This window comes from Streptomyces sp. NPDC059861 (genome assembly GCF_042731435.1).
Taxonomy (GTDB): domain Bacteria; phylum Actinomycetota; class Actinomycetes; order Streptomycetales; family Streptomycetaceae; genus Streptomyces.
In genome coordinates this window covers 42,252-57,791 of the sequence record NZ_JBHWJQ010000026.1, presented here as the reverse complement: position 1 = coordinate 57,791, position 15,540 = coordinate 42,252, and the positions used below count along the sequence as shown (strand labels likewise).

The 15,540-nt window shown below is 71.1% G+C and carries 17 protein-coding genes and 1 pseudogene; 4 read left to right on the top strand and 14 right to left on the bottom strand.

What is annotated here, in order from left to right; all coding sequences use genetic code 11:
* Positions 1-59 precede the first annotated feature (59 nt).
* The 5 genes from ACFV6X_RS22680 to ACFV6X_RS22660 are packed head-to-tail and all read right to left on the bottom strand — an operon-like array spanning position 60 to position 3,082.
* A complete protein-coding gene (locus ACFV6X_RS22680; RefSeq protein WP_385386138.1) occupies positions 60-248 on the bottom strand; it encodes a hypothetical protein in 189 nt (62 codons plus the stop codon).
* Positions 249-1,163 carry a peptidoglycan-binding protein gene (locus ACFV6X_RS22675; RefSeq protein ID WP_385386136.1) on the bottom strand — a complete coding sequence of 305 codons (915 nt, stop codon included), beginning with the start codon at positions 1,161-1,163 and terminating at the stop codon, positions 249-251.
* Positions 1,160-1,690: a hypothetical protein gene (locus ACFV6X_RS22670; RefSeq protein WP_385386134.1), complete on the bottom strand. Its 531-nt coding sequence runs from the start codon at positions 1,688-1,690 to the stop codon at positions 1,160-1,162. The genes ACFV6X_RS22675 and ACFV6X_RS22670 overlap by 4 nt, the downstream gene beginning before the upstream one ends.
* Positions 1,666-2,373, bottom strand: a complete 708-nt coding sequence (locus ACFV6X_RS22665; RefSeq protein ID WP_385386132.1) for a MauE/DoxX family redox-associated membrane protein — start codon at positions 2,371-2,373, stop codon at positions 1,666-1,668. The genes ACFV6X_RS22670 and ACFV6X_RS22665 overlap by 25 nt, the downstream gene beginning before the upstream one ends.
* 7 nt (positions 2,374-2,380) lie before the next feature.
* Positions 2,381-3,082 carry a hypothetical protein gene (locus tag ACFV6X_RS22660; protein ID WP_385386131.1) on the bottom strand — a complete coding sequence of 234 codons (702 nt, stop codon included), beginning with the start codon at positions 3,080-3,082 and terminating at the stop codon, positions 2,381-2,383.
* Positions 3,083-3,243: 161 nt separating this feature from the next.
* Here ACFV6X_RS22660 and ACFV6X_RS22655 point away from each other — a divergent pair, with 161 nt between their 5' ends.
* Complete coding sequence (locus ACFV6X_RS22655) at positions 3,244-4,209, top strand: YihY/virulence factor BrkB family protein (RefSeq protein ID WP_385386129.1); 966 nt, start codon at positions 3,244-3,246, stop codon at positions 4,207-4,209.
* A 140-nt stretch (positions 4,210-4,349) separates the two neighbouring features.
* On the opposite strand, the gene ACFV6X_RS22650 is transcribed toward ACFV6X_RS22655, so the two are convergent.
* The 4 genes from ACFV6X_RS22650 to ACFV6X_RS22635 all read right to left on the bottom strand — a co-directional run bounded on the left by ACFV6X_RS22650 (position 4,350) and on the right by ACFV6X_RS22635 (position 8,974).
* Positions 4,350-4,859 carry a GNAT family N-acetyltransferase gene (locus ACFV6X_RS22650; protein WP_385386127.1) on the bottom strand — a complete coding sequence of 170 codons (510 nt, stop codon included), beginning with the start codon at positions 4,857-4,859 and terminating at the stop codon, positions 4,350-4,352.
* A gap of 156 nt (positions 4,860-5,015) precedes the next feature.
* Positions 5,016-5,441, bottom strand: coding sequence for a DUF6003 family protein (locus ACFV6X_RS22645; protein WP_385386125.1), 426 nt, complete (start codon positions 5,439-5,441; stop codon positions 5,016-5,018).
* Between the two features lie 164 nt (positions 5,442-5,605).
* On the bottom strand, positions 5,606-6,505 hold the full coding sequence (locus tag ACFV6X_RS22640; RefSeq protein WP_385386123.1) for an NAD-dependent protein deacetylase: 900 nt from the start codon (positions 6,503-6,505) through the stop codon (positions 5,606-5,608).
* A 51-nt stretch (positions 6,506-6,556) separates the two neighbouring features.
* A complete protein-coding gene (locus tag ACFV6X_RS22635) occupies positions 6,557-8,974 on the bottom strand; it encodes a SpoIIE family protein phosphatase (RefSeq protein WP_385386121.1) in 2,418 nt (805 codons plus the stop codon).
* Positions 8,975-9,091: 117 nt separating this feature from the next.
* On the opposite strand from ACFV6X_RS22635, the gene ACFV6X_RS22630 reads away from it, so the two are divergent.
* Positions 9,092-10,480, top strand: a complete 1,389-nt coding sequence (locus tag ACFV6X_RS22630) for an ATP-binding protein (protein ID WP_385386218.1) — start codon at positions 9,092-9,094, stop codon at positions 10,478-10,480.
* A 30-nt stretch (positions 10,481-10,510) separates the two neighbouring features.
* On the opposite strand, the gene ACFV6X_RS22625 is transcribed toward ACFV6X_RS22630, so the two are convergent.
* Positions 10,511-11,518: a MerR family transcriptional regulator gene (locus ACFV6X_RS22625; RefSeq protein WP_385386119.1), complete on the bottom strand. Its 1,008-nt coding sequence runs from the start codon at positions 11,516-11,518 to the stop codon at positions 10,511-10,513.
* Between the two features lie 6 nt (positions 11,519-11,524).
* Positions 11,525-12,193, bottom strand: coding sequence for a HEAT repeat domain-containing protein (locus ACFV6X_RS22620; protein ID WP_385386117.1), 669 nt, complete (start codon positions 12,191-12,193; stop codon positions 11,525-11,527).
* A gap of 224 nt (positions 12,194-12,417) precedes the next feature.
* Between ACFV6X_RS22620 and ACFV6X_RS22615 the strand changes: the two are divergent.
* Positions 12,418-13,283: pseudogene (locus ACFV6X_RS22615) on the top strand (PP2C family protein-serine/threonine phosphatase).
* On the opposite strand, the gene ACFV6X_RS22610 reads toward ACFV6X_RS22615, so the two are convergent.
* The 3 genes from ACFV6X_RS22610 to ACFV6X_RS22600 all read right to left on the bottom strand — a co-directional run bounded on the left by ACFV6X_RS22610 (position 13,264) and on the right by ACFV6X_RS22600 (position 14,521).
* Positions 13,264-13,494 carry a hypothetical protein gene (locus ACFV6X_RS22610; RefSeq protein ID WP_385386230.1) on the bottom strand — a complete coding sequence of 77 codons (231 nt, stop codon included), beginning with the start codon at positions 13,492-13,494 and terminating at the stop codon, positions 13,264-13,266. The pseudogene ACFV6X_RS22615 and the gene ACFV6X_RS22610 overlap by 20 nt on opposite strands.
* Before the next feature lie 33 nt (positions 13,495-13,527).
* Positions 13,528-14,070, bottom strand: coding sequence for an EF-hand domain-containing protein (locus ACFV6X_RS22605; RefSeq protein WP_385386116.1), 543 nt, complete (start codon positions 14,068-14,070; stop codon positions 13,528-13,530).
* A gap of 169 nt (positions 14,071-14,239) precedes the next feature.
* On the bottom strand, positions 14,240-14,521 hold the full coding sequence (locus ACFV6X_RS22600; RefSeq protein WP_385386114.1) for a hypothetical protein: 282 nt from the start codon (positions 14,519-14,521) through the stop codon (positions 14,240-14,242).
* 190 nt (positions 14,522-14,711) lie between these two features.
* Here ACFV6X_RS22600 and ACFV6X_RS22595 point away from each other — a divergent pair, with 190 nt between their 5' ends.
* Complete coding sequence (locus ACFV6X_RS22595; protein WP_385386112.1) at positions 14,712-15,443, top strand: ferritin-like domain-containing protein; 732 nt, start codon at positions 14,712-14,714, stop codon at positions 15,441-15,443.
* Positions 15,444-15,540: the final 97 nt, after the last annotated feature.

Below are 15,540 nucleotides of genomic sequence, written 5' to 3'. Positions count from 1 at the left end.
GCCTGGCGGTACGTCGCTCGCCAACCTGGCGAGGCCAGCGCGAACGCGCTGTTACGCGTTCAAACGGAGCCGGAGAGCGAGTAGCCGGCCAACCCGCCGGTGATCGCCCAGGTCAGCACCGGCGCTTGGAGGACTGCGGCGACGGCCGCGGCCCCCAGGACGGCGACCGGCACGGCGGGCTCGGTGAGCCACACCCGTACGGCCCGGATGCCGTACGGGCGGGTGGCGCGAGCCCCGGACCCCCTCATCTAGACCGTCCCGGTCAGTGTGCGCCAGGTGTTCTGGCCGACCACACCGTCGGCGGTCAGGCCATGCAGGGACTGGAACGCGACGACCGCCTGCCGCGTGAGCGTGCCGAAGTTGCCGTCGACGTTCAGCGCGTGGCCGTGCTTGTTGAGCTGCCGCTGGGCGCCGCGGACGGCGTCGTTGACGTCTCCCTGGCGCACGGTGGAGACCAGGAGGGGCCAGGTGGCCGGGCCGACGCTGCCCGTGGGGCTCAGCCCGTTCGCCCTCTGGAACTCCTCGACGCGCGCTTCGGTGTCCGGCCCGAACAGGCCGTCCACACCGGTCGGGTGGCCCTGGAAGGTGAGCAGGTGCTGGACGGTGTGGACGTCGGGCCCGGTGGCCCCGCGGCCCGTGGTGGGCCAGTTGACGGAGCCGGGGCAGCCGCAGTCGGTGGTCCAGCGGCAGATGGACTTCACCCAGCCGGAGCCGGTGTTGCGGTACCCGTCGTGGCAGCGCCGCTCGATACCGCAGCCGCAGTTGCCGCAGGCCGCGCTGTACGCCCACAGCCAGCCGTCGTAGGTCCCGGCGTAGCACTGGTTGGGCCGCAGTGTCCAGGTCACGCCGTCCGACCGGTGGAAGCCGGTGTTCGTCCCCGACGTCACGCAGGCGTCGGCGTAGACGGTGCTGGGCCCGCAGCCCGGGGAGCAGTTGTGGTCCGCGGCGTAGCTCGGGCACGCGCCCGTCCAGATGTCGTAGCCGTCGGCATAGGCCTGCCGGGCGGCGGAGAACACCCCCAGCGCGGCGAAGCCCACGGCGGTCGCCGCCTGCAGGACCGTGCGTCTGCGCGGTGCGAAGGACGGCACGTCCGCGCGCCAGGATCGGGTGAGGCCGCCGCTCCCGGACCGGCGCAGCGTGGGTACGTCGTCCAGTGACGTCATGGCAGGCTCCTCGGCGTCGCGGGGTGGAGGTCGTCGAGCAGCCGCAGCAGCGCGGTGGCCGAACCGAGCGGCTCCGAACGCGTGATGCGGCCCGCCGCGTCCACGGCCACCGCATAGGGGGTGGCGGGGATGTCGTACGCCGTGAACAGCTCCGGGCGCTCGCTCAGGACCGGTACGGCGCTTTCGGCGTCCTGCGGTGCGGGGCCCGCGTAGAGCCCGAGCACCTGTGGGGCGGCGTCGCCCTGGCGGACGGTCCAGGCGCGGGCCTCGGCGAGCACCTGGCCGCAGGTGCCGCAGTCGGCGTCCAGGAACAACAGCAGCGAGGCGCGGTCCGTCGGCAGCAGGCCGTCGAGACCGGGGGTGGTCAGCCCCGGCGCCGATGCGCCGGATGCGAGCCCCACACGCCCGGGAAGGTGCGGCTGTGCGCGCGACAGCTGGTGCACCTGTCTGACCAGTCCCGAGACGACCAGCGCGAGCAGCGCGATCGCCGCCCACGAGACGATCACCGCGCTGGTGGTGAAGTCCATCGCGTCGACACTCCTTCGGCGGTTCGGTGCACGCTCGCCTCGGTCGGCGCGTGAACGGTGGTCGGGGCCGGCCGATGCGCGGCGGCCGCGGTCGGCAGGTGAACGGTGGCGGTGGCCCGTCGGTGGACGGTGGCCGTGGCCGGTCGGTCGGCGGAGGTCTCGGCGGGCTCGTGCATGGCGGCCGGCAGGGACCACAGCAGTACGGTGCCGGCGAGAGCGGCGAGCAGGAGCGTGAGCAGCTCAGCCGCTGACAGCCGTACCGGTCCTGCCCCGGCGAGCACCGCACCGGCCAGTGCGAGGGCGGCGAGGGCCGCGGCCCGCCGGGTCACCCAGCGGCTCAGGGGAACGTCCCGGCGCGAACAACCGCAGGGACCCCCGCGGCCGAGGCCGAGAACGTGCCGCGTGTAACCGGCGTAGAGCACGAAGAGACCGGTCGCCACGGCGAGTACGGCTTGCAGCCCCCGCACATGGCCCGCCACCAGCGCGGCAGCACCGGCCGCCCCCAAGGCGCCTTCGGCGAACGGCAGGACGACGGCCGCGAAGCGCCGAAGTCGCGGCCCCAGCACCCCGTGCACCCGCAGCGCCTCGCCCAGGGCGGCAGGGCGGCCGGCGTGGGAGCCCGCACCCGTGAGTAGGGTCAGCGTCACGATCAAGGCGGTCAGCCCGCCGCAGAATCCGATCATCGCCGGATCACCCGGTGCGCCGCAGCGCGAGACGCCCGACGAGCTCGGGCACCCGCTCGACGGAGGTCGACGCCAACGGCACGAGTGTGGCCCAGAGTTCGGCGGAGGCGAGCACGAAGAACGGGCTGCCGTCGGAGAGTGTGTCGCGGAACAGCTCACCGGAGGCGACCGCCACCCCCTTCCAGGGGGGAAGCTGTGCGGTGTGCTCCTTCGTCCGCCGGGACAGCTCCAGCAACCCGAGGCCGGGCACTTCCTTGATCACTGTCGCGGGCCGCGCGAAGGCACTTCCTGCCGACGGATCGGGCTGGAGGGTCAGTCCGTGCTCGCTCTCGGCGATGCGTACCGACCTGAGCAGTCCGAGCACTTCGGCCGTGCCGAGGCCGTAGAGCCGGGTCACGAGCGAATGCCGCTCCCCACGCCACACGATGAGCGACGGGCGCTCCACGAGCCCTGAGCGCGCTTCGCGCTCGACCGACTGGTGGATGTGCAACGTGCCCTTCTGGAAAGTGATTTCGGACTCAGGTGCGCCGATGCCGAGGGAGTCGGCGACGTCGGATCCCAGAGTGGCGGGCCCTGCGGTGAACTCGACCAGCCGTCCACCGGCCACCATCTCGACGGCGGAGGTGCACGGCGCCTGGAGGTCGAGTTCGCCCTCCATGCGATAGGTCGCGCCGTCGAGGGCGCGGTGAGTGACGAACGGTGCGACCATGTTCATCCTCCTGGGGGTGCGGGTCTGAGCGACGCCGCGACCGCAGAGGAACCTAGGCAAGACACATGAACCTGTCAATCAGCTGGGCGGGATGTACGAGGTCGGACAAGTAGGTTCTCGGGGCAACAGGACAGGGAGCAGCCGTACGACAAGGAGCGTCCATGGGTACCGCCGTCCACGTCCCGCAGACCCGGGACATGATCGGGGACGAACTCTCCGGAGACGAGGCGTTCGCCGCCCTGCGCCACTACGGGGGACTGCGGCTGTTGACCGACTCCTTCGCACGGTTCCGTTACGCGGACGGCTTCACCAACGCCCGGGCCCTCGCCTTCCAGGTGGTGCTCGGGCTGGTCCCGTGCACCGTGGCGCTGGTCGGGCTGGCCACCTCGGTGCACACGGAGGGCCTGGGCCGGATCATCGAGCTCACGCTCGGCCGGATCGTGCCGGGCGCCAGCGCGGCGATCGTCGAGGACGCCTTCGAAGGGACGCGGCGCACCGCGCACGGCGACGTCTGGAGCACGCTCGCCCTGTGGCTCGGCCTGGGCTTCGCGCTGCTGAACCTCGCCTCGGCCATGGGCCAGATCGAGCGCGGCGCCAACCGCATCTACGGCATCGAGCGTGACCGTCCCTTCCCGCGCAAGTACGGGCGGGGGATCGTGCTGGCACTCGCCGCCGGTCTGCCGCTCGTGCTGGGGTTCGTCGTACTCGTGGCGGGCGAGGCCGTGGGTGACGCGGTGGCGGACTCCGCCGGCTGGGAGGACGGCGGGCCGCAGTGGTGGGGCGTGCTCGACATCCCTGTGGGGCTCGCGCTGGCCTGGGTGGCCTCCGCCGTGATCTTCCGTTGGTCGCCCCGCCGCGTCCAGCCCGGCTACACCTGGCTCGCCTTCGGCTCGGCCGTGCACCTCCTGCTGTGGGTGTGCGCCACCTGGCTGCTCGCGCTCTACGTCGAGGAGAGCGGTGCCTTCGGCGCCGTGTACGGGCCGCTCACCGCCTTCATCGCCCTGCTGCTGTGGGCCAACCTCACCGCGGTCGCGCTCTTCCTCGGCATCGCGTTCGCCGCCCAACTGGAGGCGGCCCGCGCCGGCATCGAGTCAGCGGTCCGGCCGGATCCCGGACCGGGTGCGTGAGGCGCGCGAGCGCGGATGCCGGGGTCGCGTGTGAGGTGGGGCGGCACCGGGGGGAGGCGGACGCGAGCGGATGTCGGCGGGTGTCCGGGTCCTTGATCAGATGGCGTCCGCGGCTACGCCGGCGCCGAGCGGGGGCGGCGTCAGAGATCGGCACGCGGAGCGCAGAAGTCTTCGAGGTCGCGAAGGTATGTCAGGCCCGGGCGACCAGAGAGCTGCGTCTCGCCGGTGACGGTGAACCCCGCACGGGCCAGCACGGCTCGGGACGCCGCGTTGTCGAGCGTGGTGGCGGCCCGCAGGGTGGTCAATCCATACCTGCCGGCAGCAAGGCCGCATACCTCCCGCACAGCCGCCGTGGCGATCCCCCGACCCGCGGCCCGCTCTGCGATGCGATACCCGAGTTCGTGGCTGCCGTCCGACACGTCCACCAGGTTGACCCGCCCCAGCACCTCGCCCGCGGCGCCTGTCAGCACGTGGAAGTAGCAGACCCCGGCCTCCTGCTCGGCCAGCAGGTCGAGGTGCCGCTTGTCGAACCGGGCGAAGTACTCCTCACCTCGGTCAGGGATGGACGCAGCGAAATAGGCCCGATTCTCTCGTTCGAAGGCGAGGAGTCCGGGGGCGTGATCCGGACGGAGCAGCTGTAGCTGAGGCATAGGGCGGACGATATGGGGCTTGCCCTTCGTCCCACCACATGGTCACAGCCGGAGACAGCCTCTGGCGGCTTCAGCATCCGACACCGACGAGGGTTCCGCCGCCCGACGGGGCCGCGCTTCTGTCGAAGGTGGACGGCAGCTGAGGCCGCCGTCACGTCAGCGGCCCGCCGCGGCGGTCACGGTCGCGGGGTCCACCCCGGTCAGTTCGACGATGCGGTGCGGTGGCACGCCGGCGGCCAGCGCGCGTCCGATCAGGCCGTCCCGGCCGTCCGCGTAGTCGCGGTAGGTGAGCAGCTCCTCCTCGACCCGGGCGGGCGACTCCGGTGCCATCCGGTGGCGGACCAGGTTCAATTCCTCGTCGCTCAGCCGGAGGGGCAGCCGTTCCGCTCCCTTGGGCACGGCCGCCCTCTCCTCCGGCGGCAGCAGACGCAGGTGCGGGGAGGTCACCGTGCTTCCCTGAGCGGCCAGCCACGCGCGTACCGCGGGCGTCTCCAGGGACGGGAGATCACCGACGGCGGCCGGGGCCACACCGAGCGGCGCGGACGCGTCGTCAAGCAGGAACAAATAGGCGTCGTCGGTCATCCTGGGCTCCTCCTCGACGGGGCTGATCGACGTCCCATTACCCCGCCGCGCCCGGATTACCGCCGACTCATCGGCCGAGCCGTACTGGTGCGCTCACCACCGCGTCCGAGGGGCCGGTGCGGTGCGGATCCGGCGACTGTCGACCACCGTCACCGCGTCGTGGGTCAGACCGTCTCCTGACCCACGACGGGGATGTCCAGACGGGCGGCCAGAGTGGTGAGGGCCGTTCCCAGGGGGAGCGCGGCCCGAGCGAGGGCGTGCCGGTCGCCTCGGGTCGGGTCCCGGTTGATGATCAGCACCGGCTTCCCGGCCTCCGCCGCCTGGCGGACGAAGCGGAGCCCGGACATGACCGTCAGCGAGGAGCCCAGGACCAGCAGCGAGGTCGCCTCCGCGACCAGCTCACGGCAGCGCTCGACACGCTGCGGCGGAACATTCTCCCCGAAGAACACCACGTCCGGTTTGAGGATGCCGCCGCAGATCGTGCAGGGCACCACGTGGAAGTCCCCGACCTGGTCGTCGTCGAGGTCGGCGTCACCGTCCGGGTTGATTCCGGCGGCCACCGGCGCGAAGCCCACGTTGGCCTCCTCCAGCCGCCGGGCGAGCTCGTGGCGCGAGCTGAAGGCGCCGCAGGTGAGGCAGACGACCCGGGCCAGGCTCCCGTGGAGCTCCACGACATCCTCGCTGCCCGCGGCGTGGTGCAGCCGGTCGACGTTCTGGGTGATCACACCCGACAGCAGACCGTGCCGCCCGAACGCGGCCACGGCCCGGTGCCCGGCGTTGGGGCGGGCGCGGCCGAAGGTGCGCCAGCCGAGGTGGCTGCGCGCCCAGTACCGGCGCCGGGCCTGGGCGCCGGCGGTGAAGTCCTGGTACGTCATGGGGGTGTGCCGGCTCAGGCTCCCGCCCTCGCCCCGGTAGTCGGGGATCCCGGACTCCGTGGAGATCCCTGCCCCGCTGAGCACCAGCACCCCGCCGGCGCTCAGCGCGTCGGCGACCGGCTCCAGGTCCGTCGTACCCGGCGGCAGGTCGCCGGGAGGGGTCCAGCTCAAGGTGGGGCGCATGCGCATGCCGCAAGGGTACGGAACACCGCCGTCGAGCGTTCCCCGGTACGACGCCCGTCACGTGCCGTCGCCGGCCGACGTCGTACCCGGCGGCAAGGGGAGTTCCGCCCAGACGCACTTGCCCGTCGGTGTCCCACGGGAGCCGTGGCGTGACGACAGCGCGGCGATGATCGCCAGGCCGCGTCCGCCCTCGTCGTCCGGTCCGGCGCTGACCGTCCGCACCACGTTGAGACTGCTGTCGAAGACCTCGCACACCAGCGACTGATCGCGGATCAGTCGCAGTCGCAACGGCCCCACCGCATGGAGCACGGCGTTGGCCAGCAGCTCGCCGATGATCTGCTCGGCGACGGGCACCAGCCGTTCCAGACCCCACTCCACCAGTGCCCGCACGGCCGTGGCGCGGACGTCTGCGACGGCGGACGGGTCGGCGTCCAGTTGCCATTCCACGACCTGGTCCGGACCGAGGGATCGGGTACGGGCCAGGAGCACCACGACATCGTCGGCCTGCTCGCCGGGGGGAATCGTGCCCACGACCGCCGAGCGCAGGTCCTGGAGCGGGGCTCCCGGCCGCTGGGTCAGGGCGTGGCGCAGACGGTCCAGTCCGAAGTCGATGTCACGGTCACGGGTTTCCACGAGACCGTCGGTGTACAGGACGAGCGTGCTGCCTTCGCTCAGCTCCAGTGTCACGTCCTCGTACGTCTGCCCGCCCACACCCAGTGGCGTCCCGGCGGGGATGTCGAGAAGCGTGACGTCGCCGGAGGGGTCGACGAGCGCGGGCGGTGGGTGGCCCGCCCGCGCGGAGCAGCACCGCCGGGTGACGGGGTCGTAGATGATGTAGAGGCAGGTGGCCCCGCTGATGGTGGTGGGCATCGCCTTCGATTCGAAGTCCTCGGCCGCCAGGCGGGCCAGCAGGTCGTCCAGGTGGGCCAGCACCTCCGCGGGGGACAGGTCCAGAGCGGCGAGTGTGAGCATCGCTGCGCGGATCCGTCCCATCCCCGCCGCGGCACTGATGCCGTGGCCGACGACATCGCCGACCACCAGGGCGATCCGGGCGCCGGACAGCTCGATCACGTCGAACCAGTCGCCGCCGACGCCACCGCGCCGGTCGGACGGCAGATAGCGCCACACCACGTCCAAGGCGTTCCCGCCGTTCGGATTGCGTGGCAGCAGGTCCCGTTGCAGCGCCAGGGCGGCCGTGTGCTCGCGGGTGTAGCGGCGTGCGTTGTCCAGGCTCAGAGCCGCGCGACTGACCACTTCCTCGGCGACCATGCGGTCGTTCTCGTCGAACGGCACGAGGGTTTCCGTGCGGACCAGCACGGCGACGCCCAGAATCTCGCCGCGGGCGTGCATGGGTATGACCAGCAAGCTGTGCATACCGAGCGAGATGATCTTGTCGAGCCGCCCCGGGTCGTGGTCCAGCCACGATCCTGGCGAGGTGTCCAGGAAGGGCTCCAGATAGGAGCGTCCGGTGGACAGGACCTCCAGGAAGGGCGAGCGCGGGGGGACGTAGACCGGATCGCCACGCGCCCAGAGCGATTCCGGGACGCCCTCGCGGATCGACGCCATGCCCGCGCGGTGAAAGGCCGGGACCGCGCCGGAGCCGGTCGTGCCGAGCCGGGCGAGGGGCTCGCCGCCGAATTCGGCCGCGTCCGCGAGGTCGACCGTCACGTAGTCCGCCATCGCGGGCACCAGGACGTCGGCCAGGTCCTGGGCGGTCTGCATGATGTCCAGGGTGGTGCCGATGTGGGTGCCCGCCCGGCTCAGCAGCGTGACCCGGTCCCGGGCCCGCCGTGAGGTGGTGACGTCGACGTTCGTGGAGCACACCCCGGGCTCGCCGTCCCGTGCGTTCTCCACCGGGTACACCGACAGCGCGTAGGTGTGGCGCCAGCGACGGTCCCGCTGGTCGAGTTCGCGGTCGATCACCGGTACACCGGTCTCCAGGACCTGCCGGAACAGCGCCGTGACCTGGTCGGTGTCCGCGTACAGCGGCGACTCCTCCAACGGCAGGCCCAGCCGTCGTGGCCAGGAGGGCCCGTACGTGCGTGCCAGGGCCGCGTTCAGCCACACCATGCGCAGTTCGGAGTCCCAGACCGCGGTGGGGAAGGGGCTGTTCTCCGCGACCGAGACCGCGGGCGTCGATTCCGCCGCTCCGAGCACCGAGACCAGCCAGTCCACCGTCCCGTCCGGTCCTGGAAGCGCGGACACCCGCAGACTCACCCGCATGGTCCGCCCGTCACGACGGCGCAGGAGCGTACGTCCCGACCACTCCCGGCCGAACCAGCTCGCGGCCTCACCGGGGGAGGCCGCCAGCCGCTCGGCCGGTCGACCCAGGATCTCCTCGGCCCGATGGCCGAGGAGGTGCTCCGCGGCGTCCGTCCACCGGGTCACCACACCGCTGCGACCGACGACCGCCAGCGCCGCGCCGGTGCTGCCGTACGCCGAACCGGCACCGGATACGGCGTCGAATTGGGGCACTTTCCTAAGCTAGTTCTGCCGTCTTGCGCCTGCAAAGCGACGTCCGGGCCGCCTCGGGCAGCGCCGCGAGGCGCCGCGGACCTGGGCGACAACCGGTAGTCGGGCGGTGACACCACGATCTCCGGTCTTTGCGCCGGCAGCTCCGCAGGCGCGGCCGCCGAGCGCGTTGGGCTCCGGCAGGAAAGAATGAGGGTTTCGGCGCCCGGAGAGGTGGTGGTGATGCCCGCTTGGCATCTGCGCGACTATCACGACGAGGATCTGGACCAGGCGATCCAGGTCTGGGACCAGAGCCGCCAGGCAGGTCAGGACAGCCGTGACCCGGTGTTCCCGGTCTCGGAGGTGATCGCCGCCGCGAAGGCGGGGCAGCCCGCTGTGGTCGCCGTCGTCGGTGACGAACTGGTCGGTATGGCCATGGCGCAGGCGCACGGCAAGCGAGGCTGGGTTCTCCTGATCGCCCTCGCCGCCCGGTGGCGTGAGCGCGGGATCGGCAGCGCTCTCCTGACCGAGCTGGAGCGGCGCCTGCGTGCCCTGGGCGTACGGCACGTCAGCGCGCTGCTGCCCGCGGGTGCCGCCGGGACCAAGGCCCTGGAGAACTCCGGCTACCGGTTCCGCGACGACCTGACCTTCTACGAGAAGGTCGAACCGCCCGGATCCGCCAACGCGGACGTCCTGGCGGCTCTGGGCGGGCGCGTACTGCCCGACGGCCTCTGGGACGCCATGGCCGGCATGAACCGGGAGAAACAGGTGATCGAACGCCGTGTCGTGCTGCCGTTGCAGGAGCCGTCCCTGGCCGACCGCTACGGTGTCGTCCCGCCCAAGGCGACCATCCTGTTCGGTCCGCCCGGCACCGGGAAGACGAGTTTCGCCAAGGCGGTGGCGTCCCGGCTCGACTGGCCGTTCGTGGAACTCTTTCCGTCGCGGCTGGCGGCCGACACGAGCGAGGGGTTGGCCACGGCGCTGCGCGAGGCTTTCGCGGAACTGGCCGAACTCGACTCGGTGCTGCTTTTCATCGACGAGGTGGAGGAGATCGCCGGTGCGCGTTCGGGCAAGGCGGTCGATCCCGGGCACGGGGTGACCAACGAGCTGCTCAAGCTCATCCCCGTCTTCCGCGAGCAGGACTCGCGGCTGCTGGTCTGCGCCACCAACTCGGTCCGCTCCCTCGACGCGGCCTTCCTGCGACCGGGCCGGTTCGACTACGTCATCCCCATCGGGCCGCCGGACCCTACCGCCCGCTCAGCTATCTGGGTGCGCTACCTCAGGGCTGCCACCGAGTCGATCGACGTCGCCCGACTGGTCGCGGCCAGTGAGTTGTTCACCCCGGCCGACATCGAGTTCGCGGCCCGCAAAGGTGCGCAGGCGGCCTTCGAGCGTGAGGTCACGGACCGCCAGGGCCTGCCGGCCACCACGGACGACTACATGACCGCCATCGCGGACACCCGGTCCACGCTGACGCCACGGCTGATCGAGGAGTTCACGCAGGACATAGAGAAATACAGCCGCCTCTGAACAGTCACCGTTCACCCGAAAGGAAATCCGCTAGCGGGCCTGGCGCAGCGTGAGAATGTACGTCGCGGTCAGCGCCACGGCACGGTCTTCGTCGTGCGACAGATCTGCGAGGGCACGAGTCGCCGTGCCGCCCGGGATGTCCGCGAGCGCCTGCGTCAGCCGACCACGCGCGGGCGCATCGACGGTGCCGAGGCCGAGGCAGTCGACGAGCATCGTGGCGATCTCGTCCGCCAACTCGGGATCACTCGCCAGCACGCCCAGCGCATCCGCCGCATCGACGTCGTTCACCTCCTCGACGATCATGTCGATGAGCGTCGGGACCGCGTCGGCCACCCCACGTGCCCCGAGCGCCGGTGCCGCACTCCTGCGGACCACGACGTCGGAGTGCGTGAGGGCGTCGTGCAGCACTGCGGTCGTCGCCTCGCGGTTCGGCATCTCGGCGATGGCCTGGACGGCACGCTTGCGCACCTCGGCCACCGGTGAGGTCAGGCCTTCCGCCAGCAGTGCCAGCCCGCCGTCGCCCGACTGCGCCAGAGCCCATCGAAGGGCTCCCGCCACGTTCGGGTCCGATTCGCTCAGCGCCGCCTCGGCCAGGGCTTCCACCTGCACCGGAACCCCTTCGACCGAGGACAGCGCCGCGCGCTGACGCTTCCCCGCGCTCTCCGACCCGAGGCCCTGCAGGAGTGCGACGGTCTTGAGGACGTCCTCCCAGCCGGCGGGGCCCGCGGCACCGATCCGGCTGAGTCGTGTGAGCAACTCCGTCTCGCTCGCGATGCGTTCCCGCGTCCGGCGGATCAGGTCGTCGACGAGCGCCGAGGGCTCGAAACCGGGATCGTCCAGCGCCCGCGCCACCTCACGCAGAGACAGTCCCAAGGACCTCAGGCTCTCGATGTGGAAGATCCGCCGGATGTCCTCGCCGGCGTACTCCCGGTAGCCGGCCTCGGTGCGCCCCGTCGGCCGCAGCAGGCCGAGCGACTCGTAGTGCCTGAGCATGCGCGCGCTGACCCCGGACCGTCGTGCCATCTCACCGATCAGCACTCCCTGTCACCCCTCCTGGTTGCTCGTGCCCAGGACCACGATGCGCTTCGCCTCCTCGATCGCGAATTCGAACCCGGCATCAGGGTCGCGCAACAGCCGTTCCGTCGCGATCGCATGCTGACGCACGTGGGGCACCGCATCCGTCATCGCGGCGCGCAGGGTCGGCACGACCACCTCGCCGAGCCCGATCAGTGCCCGGCTGAGACTCAACTGCGTCTCACGCCCGCCGCGCCCGAGTTGTGTCACCAGCACGCGGGCCAACCCGGCCTCCTCACCTTCGGGCACGAGCGCGACCGCCGCGCGCCAGGCGCTTCGCGCGACCTCGTCGTCGGCGTCGGTCAGAAGCGCCCGTGTGATCGCCGGCCACGCCTGCCGATCCCCGACCTTGGACAACGTGTGCAAGGCCTGACTTCGTGCCTGCGCGCGCTGCGAGCGGAGTTCCTGGACGAGCTTCGGGACCGTCAGTGCGGACGAGTGGCGGGTCAGTGCCCACGTGAGCATTTCGCGCACGTGGAACTCAGGCTCTAGCGCGCATCGTTCGACGAGCTTGTCGATGGACCGGGAGTCCGGTCTCGTACCGACCGCCAGTGCCGCCCGCAGCCGCACCGACGAGCTGTGGTTCTCCAGCCCGTGGAGAGCTCGCGTCGTGTACGTGTCCTCTTGCGGCATGGTCATCGGGACCACCTCCCGGGCCCCAGTGAAGGCCTTGTCACAGTGTCAAGGTCAAGCCGAAGCCTTCACTTCTGGCGGACCGCCCCGGCGTCCCTGACCGAAACCGATCCCTTCGCCTTCCTGGGAACCGCCCGGCCCAGCATCACCCCCTTGCCCGCTGACCTGCACGCCCCTGGCCGGCGGGACGGGGCTTCCTCCAGCAGTTCGCCGCCCGATCAGGCGCCCTCATGCCTTTGGGATCGGGCGGACGGCCCACGGGCGGCTGGGGCGTCCTGTTCGACGCGGATCACATGCCACCGCCCGACGTGCGCGTCCTGATGCGCACGCTCGCCTCCCTCGCCGGGCAGGCACTCGAACGTATCCGGCTTCAGCAGTCGCGACTGGATCTGGCTCGTGCTCTGCAGAACAGCATGCTTCCGCCCCCCACACCCTCGATAGCCGGCGTGGAGACCGCCGCACGATATGTCCCCGCACAGCGCGGCCTGGATGTCGGCGGCGACTGGTACGACTCCTTTCCGCTGGGCGACGGCTCGGTGGCGCTGGTCATCGGTGACGTGCAGGGACACGACGTCGACGCCGCCGCCGTCAGGGGGCAGGTCCGCACCTCGATCCGCGCGTTCGCGTCGCTGGAGGCGGACCCGGGCACCGTGCTGGCCCGCACCAACGGTCTCCTGGTGCAGATGGGGGTGTGCCCGCCTTCGTCAGTTGCGGCTTCCTGCGATACAGCCCTCAGAAGGGCCGTATCGACGCGGCGCGCGCAGGTCACATTCCCTTCGTGTGGGCACGCACCGACGGCTCCCATGGTGTGCGGGAGATAGACGGGGGTACCGTCCTCGGTGTCGTACCGGACGCGGAGTACCCCACCGTCGAGTTCACGCTGCCACGGAACGGCCTTCTCGTGCCGCTCACCGACGGCCTGGTGGAAGGGCCGACCCGCCCCATCGACGACGGCCTGGCCCACGTGGGAGTCCTGGCGGCTCAAGCTCTCCGAAGCCGCCTGGGCGTGGAGGAGACAGCCGACAGACTCATCACGTCCGCCCACACGGTGGGGCACAGTGATGATGCGGCTCTTCTCATTCTGCGGTGCCGCTGAGGCGGGGCGGGTCATCAAGTTGATGGTCGGCCCGGGCATGGCTTTCGGGCAGCAAGTCGGTGACGAGGACCGTTCCCGAGGCGGTCACCTTCGCCCACGGCGGCGATCGTGTCCAACTCGTGGACGCCTGGGCGGCTGCCGCGCCGATGAAAACCAACTCGGCGCAGGGCGTCCCGTGACCCTGGCCGACGTGGTGGGCCTGGGCCGTCATCTTCTCCGCCTTCGTCCCGCCCCCGCTGACGGGTCAGCCCCGCAGCGGACCGCACATCAGGTTGCCGGGATCGGCGGGGTCGGTGCTGGTCCAGAACTGCGTCCACAGTACGGCGAACTGAGCCCGCTCGAGGTAGCCGTCACCGTCGGCGTCGAGGTGGTCGAAGACGTCTGCGGTGTCGATGCTCCGGCCGTGCCAGGTGTCGATCAGCTTCCGGTGCTCCTTCTGGGAGATGTGTCCGTCGCCGTTCTCGTCCACGGCGTCGAAGATCGTGTCGGCGGTGGCCATGACGGCCTCCCGCATCGACGGCAACCGGTCCACGACGGTCATCAACTCGTCCATGTCGATCTTGGCGTCATCCGGAGTGTCCGAGGTGGCCGCCAGGCTCTCCCACCATCCCATCATCACACTCTCGACCCGCGCGGCCAGCTCTCCGCCCGCCCGCCGCACCGCGGGCAACCCACGCCAGCGGGCGGCGAGCGCCCGGAAGTCGCTCTCCTCCAGATAGCCGTTGCCGTCCGCGTCGAAGGCGTCGAACATCGCCTGGACTTTGATGCGTTGGAACTCACTGGCCACAAGCGCACCTCTCTCTGTTCTCGAAGCGCCGAGAAGAGACTGTCCGCGAGGGCCGTGCGACGAACGGCGCTCAGGTGCACGACGGCTCATGCACCGGCGTGCACCTTCGGTCGAGTGCATCGAGCGCTGGTTCACCCCGGCCCGACACGGTTGGCCGTACGCCTCGGCGTCACTTCGTGTCCCGCTCCGGCAGGGGTGAGTAGCGGGTGGGTCCTGGTGTGTGACCCTGTGGCGGGTAGTCGCAGTCCAGGCCGGCGATCTCGTAGTCGTCGCCTTGGTTCTGTTCCTGGTCGACGACAACTGCCCCGGTGCAGACCCGGCCGTGCTCGTCGGTGAACGTGACGATCTCGCTGTAGTCGGTCGGGGTGCCGCATCCGGTGAGCAGCAGCGCCGCCGCTCCGGCGCTCACCGCCACGCCAAGCCGGTAGTGCCGTTTCATCTCTTCCCCCATGCCTGCTTCGCCGTCCGACTTCGGTTGTCGCGTCTCATAACGTAGCCGTCCGGCGACGGTGAGGTCACCGGGCCTGACACAAGCCACCGCATGCCCTGCATCCGAGCCGCAGTGGGAACGGTTCGGCGTCCGCCGGCGTCGTCCCTCTCCGGGGCACGGTGCCTGCTGTGCCCCGGAGAGGGGAGACCGGGTGCATACCGCAGACTTCGCCAAGTGGACACGGCGGTTCGAGGACGAGCGCGAGCACAGACGGGCGCAGGGTGACCCGGAGTGGGGGCAGGGTACGACGCTGCATCCGGCGGTGTGGGCCAGCGTTCAGCGCTTCCAGGTCGGCGAGGACGGTGACGGCGACAACCTCGTCACCAAGGCGGACGAGGCCGGCGACCGCGACTACGCCCAGGCGGTCCGGCTCTTCGTCGCCGAGGAGCAGAACCACGCCCGTCTGCTCGCCGGGCTGCTGGCCGCGGGTGGTGTACCGACGTTGACCGGTCACTGGAGCGACACGGTCTTCGTCAAGCTGCGGCGCCTCATGGGCCTGCGCATGGAACTGCTGGTGCTGATGATCGCGGAAGTGGTGGCACTGCGTTACTACCGTGCCCTGCGCGACGGTACCGACGACTCACTCACCTCGGATGTGGCGGGCCGGATCCTCGCCGACGAGCAACGCCACGTCCCCTTCCACTGTGAGCGGCTGCACGCCTCCCTGGCGGAACTGCCCCGTCCCACGCGCCGCCCGGTGATGGCCCTGTGGCGATTCCTGCTGCTCGCGGTTTCCCTCGTCGTCGCCGCCGACCACGGTCCGGCGCTGCGACGACTCGGCGTCGGACGCCTGCGATTCGTGACGGATGTCGTGGCCTCGTCCCGCGCGGTCGTGTCCGCGGTGGTGGCCCCTCGCCCGGATGCCTGGGCGAGCGCGGACTGAGGCCGGGCGGCAGTTCAGGTGACCAGCGCTGAGCGACCTCGGCCCTTTCCCTCGGGGTCCGGGACGAGCGGCAGGCGAAACCCACAGGGTTGGGTGG

Excerpts from the sequence above, each read along its gene's own strand:
- ACFV6X_RS22655 (WP_385386129.1), top strand. The coding sequence starts at position 3,244 with ATGGGTACCGCCGTCCACGTCCCGCAGACCCGGGACATGATCGGGGAC.
- ACFV6X_RS22645 (WP_385386125.1), bottom strand. The coding sequence starts at position 5,441 with ATGACCGACGACGCCTATTTGTTCCTGCTTGACGACGCGTCCGCGCCG.
- ACFV6X_RS22640 (WP_385386123.1), bottom strand. The coding sequence starts at position 6,505 with ATGCGCATGCGCCCCACCTTGAGCTGGACCCCTCCCGGCGACCTGCCG.
- ACFV6X_RS22610 (WP_385386230.1), bottom strand. The coding sequence starts at position 13,494 with ATGACGGCCCAGGCCCACCACGTCGGCCAGGGTCACGGGACGCCCTGC.
- ACFV6X_RS22680 (WP_385386138.1), bottom strand. The coding sequence starts at position 248 with ATGAGGGGGTCCGGGGCTCGCGCCACCCGCCCGTACGGCATCCGGGCC.
- ACFV6X_RS22620 (WP_385386117.1), bottom strand. The coding sequence starts at position 12,193 with ATGACCATGCCGCAAGAGGACACGTACACGACGCGAGCTCTCCACGGG.
- ACFV6X_RS22665 (WP_385386132.1), bottom strand. The coding sequence starts at position 2,373 with ATGATCGGATTCTGCGGCGGGCTGACCGCCTTGATCGTGACGCTGACC.
- ACFV6X_RS22675 (WP_385386136.1), bottom strand. The coding sequence starts at position 1,163 with ATGACGTCACTGGACGACGTACCCACGCTGCGCCGGTCCGGGAGCGGC.
- ACFV6X_RS22660 (WP_385386131.1), bottom strand. The coding sequence starts at position 3,082 with ATGGTCGCACCGTTCGTCACTCACCGCGCCCTCGACGGCGCGACCTAT.
- ACFV6X_RS22670 (WP_385386134.1), bottom strand. The coding sequence starts at position 1,690 with ATGGACTTCACCACCAGCGCGGTGATCGTCTCGTGGGCGGCGATCGCG.
- ACFV6X_RS22600 (WP_385386114.1), bottom strand. The coding sequence starts at position 14,521 with ATGGGGGAAGAGATGAAACGGCACTACCGGCTTGGCGTGGCGGTGAGC.
- ACFV6X_RS22650 (WP_385386127.1), bottom strand. The coding sequence starts at position 4,859 with ATGCCTCAGCTACAGCTGCTCCGTCCGGATCACGCCCCCGGACTCCTC.